Source organism: bacterium (assembly GCA_018814885.1).
In the GTDB taxonomy this organism is placed as follows: domain Bacteria; phylum Krumholzibacteriota; class Krumholzibacteriia; order LZORAL124-64-63; family LZORAL124-64-63; genus JAHIYU01.
The window spans coordinates 1-3,962 of sequence record JAHIYU010000141.1 but is presented as its reverse complement, the minus strand read 5'-3'; the positions used below and the strand labels follow the sequence as shown (position 1 = coordinate 3,962).

The window sequence follows — 3,962 nt, the reverse complement described above, 5'->3', positions numbered from 1 at the left end:
TGCCGCGCCCTCCGCGACGCCTGTTTCGCCGCAGGCGGCGCTCAGCCGCTCTATCAGCGCCGACAGCTCGTCCCGGCGCGACAGACGCCCGTCGCCGGCCATGCCGGCGGTCACGTCCTCGCAGAGTCGCTTGAGCATGTCCACCGACGCGAAGGTCAGATCCATGGGAATGCCCTGCAGCCGCAACTCGCCCTTGCGGGCGCGGGCGAGCAGGTTCTCCGCCTTGTGGGCGAGCACCTTGATGTGCTCCATCTCCACGAAGCCGGCCACGCCCTTGATGGTATGGAAGCAGCGGAAGACGGCGTTGATCGCCTCCTCGTCCCCGGGATCGGCCTCGAGAGTCAGCAGGCGGCCTTCCGCCGCGTCCAGATGCTCGCCGGCCTCGGCGATGAAGTCGTGGAGCATGTCCACGTCAAGCTCGAGCAGGTTCAGGTCGTAATGCGCGTCCGGGTCGCGGTCCGGCGGCGCGGCGGCGGCGGCGCGCGGGCCGTGTTCGAGCGCATCGATCATGTCGCCCACGGGGCCGGGCCCTTCGTCCTCGCCGGTCATGCGCGCGAACTCGAGGGCGAGCCAGTCCTTCACGCCGAGGATGCGGTCCACGCAATCGGCGAGGTGATCCCTCTGCAGCATGTCCTCGGTGACGTGGGCCAGCCGCGAAATCCCCTCCATGCCCAGCAGGGCCGACTCGCCCTTGAGGGTGTGGAAGAAGCGCATGAGGTCGGGCAGGTCGGCGTCGGTCTGGTTGACTTCGATGTCGAGCACGAGATTCTCGAGGTATTCGAGGAGATCCTTCTGGCGCGAGACGAACTCGGCGACGATCTCATCGTCGACGAGCCGGCTGTCCCCGCCGGGCGTGACGGTGACCGGCGGTCCGCGCATGGCGACGGTCTTGTCCCCGTTATCCTTCACCTGAGCGCCCCTGTTCTCGATCTGGATGACGAACACCCACTCATGGTTCATCCGCTCCTCGACGCGAACGGGGTGTCTACCCCGTATAAGATTCGATTGCAATCAGTTGAAGGCAGACACTCCGAATCCCACGCCCCACAATCAGCAACTCCCGTGCCAACAGAAAAGGCCGCGGCAGGGCGCCGCGGCCTTCCTGGGCGAATCGGAGGCGGGTCAGTCGAGATCGGCCAGAACCGCCGTGAACAGCTTCCAGATCTTGCCCACGCTCTCGATGCTGACGCGCTCGTCGGGCGAATGGGCGCCGGTGATGTCCGGTCCGAAGGAGACGATGTCCAGGCCGGGGTACTTCTCGGTCAGCAGGCCGCATTCCAGTCCGGCGTGGATCGCCGTGAGGACCGGCTCGGTCTTGAACAGCCTCTTGTACATCCCGGCCGTGGTGCGGACCAGGGTGGACCGGGGGTTGGGCTGCCAGCCGGGATAGCCCTCCGGCTGCGCGATCGCGGCCCGATCGCCCAGCAGGGCGACGACGCTGCGGTGGCGGGCCACCAGCCCGTCCAGCTCCGACATGTTCGACGACCGGCTGCAGCAGATGATCCTGACCTGCGCGCCGTCGGTCTTGACGACGCCCACGTTGGAACTGGACTCCACGAGGCCGGCGATGGCCGTGCTCATGCCGAGCACGCCGTTGGGCAGGGCGTCCAGCAGGTGCAGGGTGCGCAGGGTGCAGTTGCCGCCGAGCGAGTGCGCGACCCTGGCGCCGCCCACCTTGACGACCAGGCCCTCGTCGGTGCCGGCCAGTTCCTCGGACTTGATGCGCGCGGCGGCGGCGTCCACGAGCTTCTTGAACCGGCGGGCCTCGCCCTCGGGGACGGCCACCCGCGCCTCGGCCTCGCGGGGGATGGCGTTGCGCATGCTGCCGCCGTCGATGTCGACCAGCTTGAACGGCACCTCGCCGTGGGCGGCCAGCAGAACGCGCGTGAGGATCTTGATGGCGTTGCCGCGGTGCTTGTGGATGTCCAGGCCCGAATGGCCGCCCTTGAGCCCCTTGACCGACACCCTGCGGCCCACGAGCCCCTTGCCGAGCTTCACCTTCTTGTTCTTGACGACGATGTCCGAATCGCGGCCGCCGGCGCAGCCGACGAACAGGGCCGCATCCTCCTCGGAATCGAGGTTGATCATCCGCCGCGACTTGAAGAAGCCGGCTCGCACGCCGGCCGCGCCGGTCAGCCCGCGCTCCTCGTCGACGGTCAGCAGGATCTCCAGGGGTGGATGCTTCAGGCCCTTCTCCAGCGCCACGGCCAGGCCCATGGCCACGCCGATGCCGTTGTCGGCGCCCAGGGTCGTGCCGTCGGCCTCGACCCAGCCGCCCTTGACGACCAGCTTGATGGGATCGGTCCCGAAGTCGTGCTTCGTGCCGCTGTTCTTCTCGCAGACCATGTCCACGTGCCCCTGGACCAGCACGGGCGCCGCCCTCTCCCGGCCCTTGCTGCCGGGGATCTCCACCAGCAGGTTGCCCACGGCGTCGTCGCGCCACTTCAGGCCCCGTGCGTCGGCCCAGGCCTTGAGCATGTCGATGACGGCGGTCTCGTTGCCGGAGCCGCGCGGTACCCTGGACAGTTCGGCGAAGATCTGCCAGACGGATTTAGGCTGGAGCGTTTCGTACTTGCTCACCGGTTCCCCCCGGGTCGTGGGTTAGCCCTGCCCCGCGGCGCGCGCGCGGAACTCCTCGTTGACGCGAATGTCGACCTCGACGCGGCGGTTCTGCTGCCGGCCGGGTATGGTTGCGTTGTCGGCCACGGGCGAGTTCTCGCCGTAGCCGCGGGCCCGGATGCGCGACGCCGTCACGCCGTGGGTCCGCAGGGCGGCGCCCACGGATTCGGCGCGGCGCTCGCTCAGCCGCATGTTGTATTCCTCGGGCCCCGTGCTGTCGGTATGGCCCATGACCAGGATGTCGGTCTCCTGATAGCGGGCCAGCACGTCGGCCATCCTCTGCACCAGGTCCACCGACGCGGCGCGCAGGGCCGACGAGTCCACGTCGAACAGGATGGCGCTGTCGAAGGTGACCATGAGCTGGTCGCCCTCGCGGGTCACGTCGGCGCCCTCGATCCGCTCGAGCTCCTTGGCCTGCTGGTCCAGGTAGTTGCCGATCAGGCCGCCGATCAGGGCGCCGGCCGCGCCGCCGATGGCGGCGCCCTTGGTGTCGTCGTCGCTCACGGCGGCGCCCGCCGCCGCTCCCGCGGCCCCGCCGATCAGGACGCCGCGCTGGGCCTTGCTGGTGCCGCAGCCGGTCAGGGCCGCGGCCAGGATCATCAGGGGCAGGACGATGACGGTCAGCTTGGTCTTCATGTCGGATCCCCTCGTTCGGTCAGCGCAGTTCCGCGCTCAACGGCGACTGCGCGACGGGCCAGTTCCCCTTGAGCACCCGGCCGCGCGCCGGGAGCACCAGATGCGAGTACTTGCCGTAATGGCTGAGACGTCCGGCCAGCCGTTCGAGCCGCGGCGCCGACCGGCAGATCACCACCAGCCAGGTCACGCCGGGCTCGTCCGGGGACGCGGCGGCCAGCACCGCGTCGACTTCCTTCAGGTCGTGCCGCTGCCCCGCCAGGAAAAGCAGGTCGCCGCTGACGACGGCATCGGCCGGCAGCAGCGCCGCCAGCGTCGCCTCATCCGGGTCGAGCAGGATGCGGGCGTGCCCGTCGGCCGGCGCATTGGCGGCCACGAGCACCGGCTCGCCGCCCTCGAGCCAGTCCCCGGCGAAGGCGCGCCCCGCCGCGGCGAGCGGCCCCTGCGGCAACACGAAGCGCGGCTCCGGGTCGCCCAGGACCAGGTTGAGGGTCGGTTCGATCTCCTGCGGATGCAGGCGGCGGAACACATGGTAGTCGGGGTCGATGTGAACCGCCGTCGCGCCGGGCGCCTCGATGGATACGGACACTTCCGGGCCGTCCATAGTCACGACGCGCTCGACCGGTCCGGCCGGCGTCTCGATCACCACGGGCACGTCGACGCGCCAGACGGGTTCCGCCTGGGACAGGGTCACCGCCACCGCCGCGCCG

The 3,962-nt window shown here is 69.8% G+C and carries 4 protein-coding genes; all 4 read right to left on the bottom strand.

The window, feature by feature from the left end:
* On the bottom strand, window positions 1-960 hold a 960-nt coding region (locus tag KJ554_10190), incomplete at its 3' end, for an Hpt domain-containing protein (GenBank protein ID MBU0742705.1).
* Window positions 961-1,122: 162 nt separating this feature from the next.
* Window positions 1,123-2,580 carry an aminoacyl-histidine dipeptidase gene (locus tag KJ554_10185; protein MBU0742704.1) on the bottom strand — a complete coding sequence of 486 codons (1,458 nt, stop codon included), beginning with the start codon at window positions 2,578-2,580 and terminating at the stop codon, window positions 1,123-1,125.
* 21 nt (window positions 2,581-2,601) lie between these two features.
* Complete coding sequence (locus KJ554_10180; GenBank protein ID MBU0742703.1) at window positions 2,602-3,255, bottom strand: OmpA family protein; 654 nt, start codon at window positions 3,253-3,255, stop codon at window positions 2,602-2,604.
* Window positions 3,256-3,274: 19 nt separating this feature from the next.
* Window positions 3,275-3,962, bottom strand: a 688-nt coding sequence (locus KJ554_10175) for a hypothetical protein (GenBank protein ID MBU0742702.1), incomplete at its 5' end; no start/stop codon positions are given.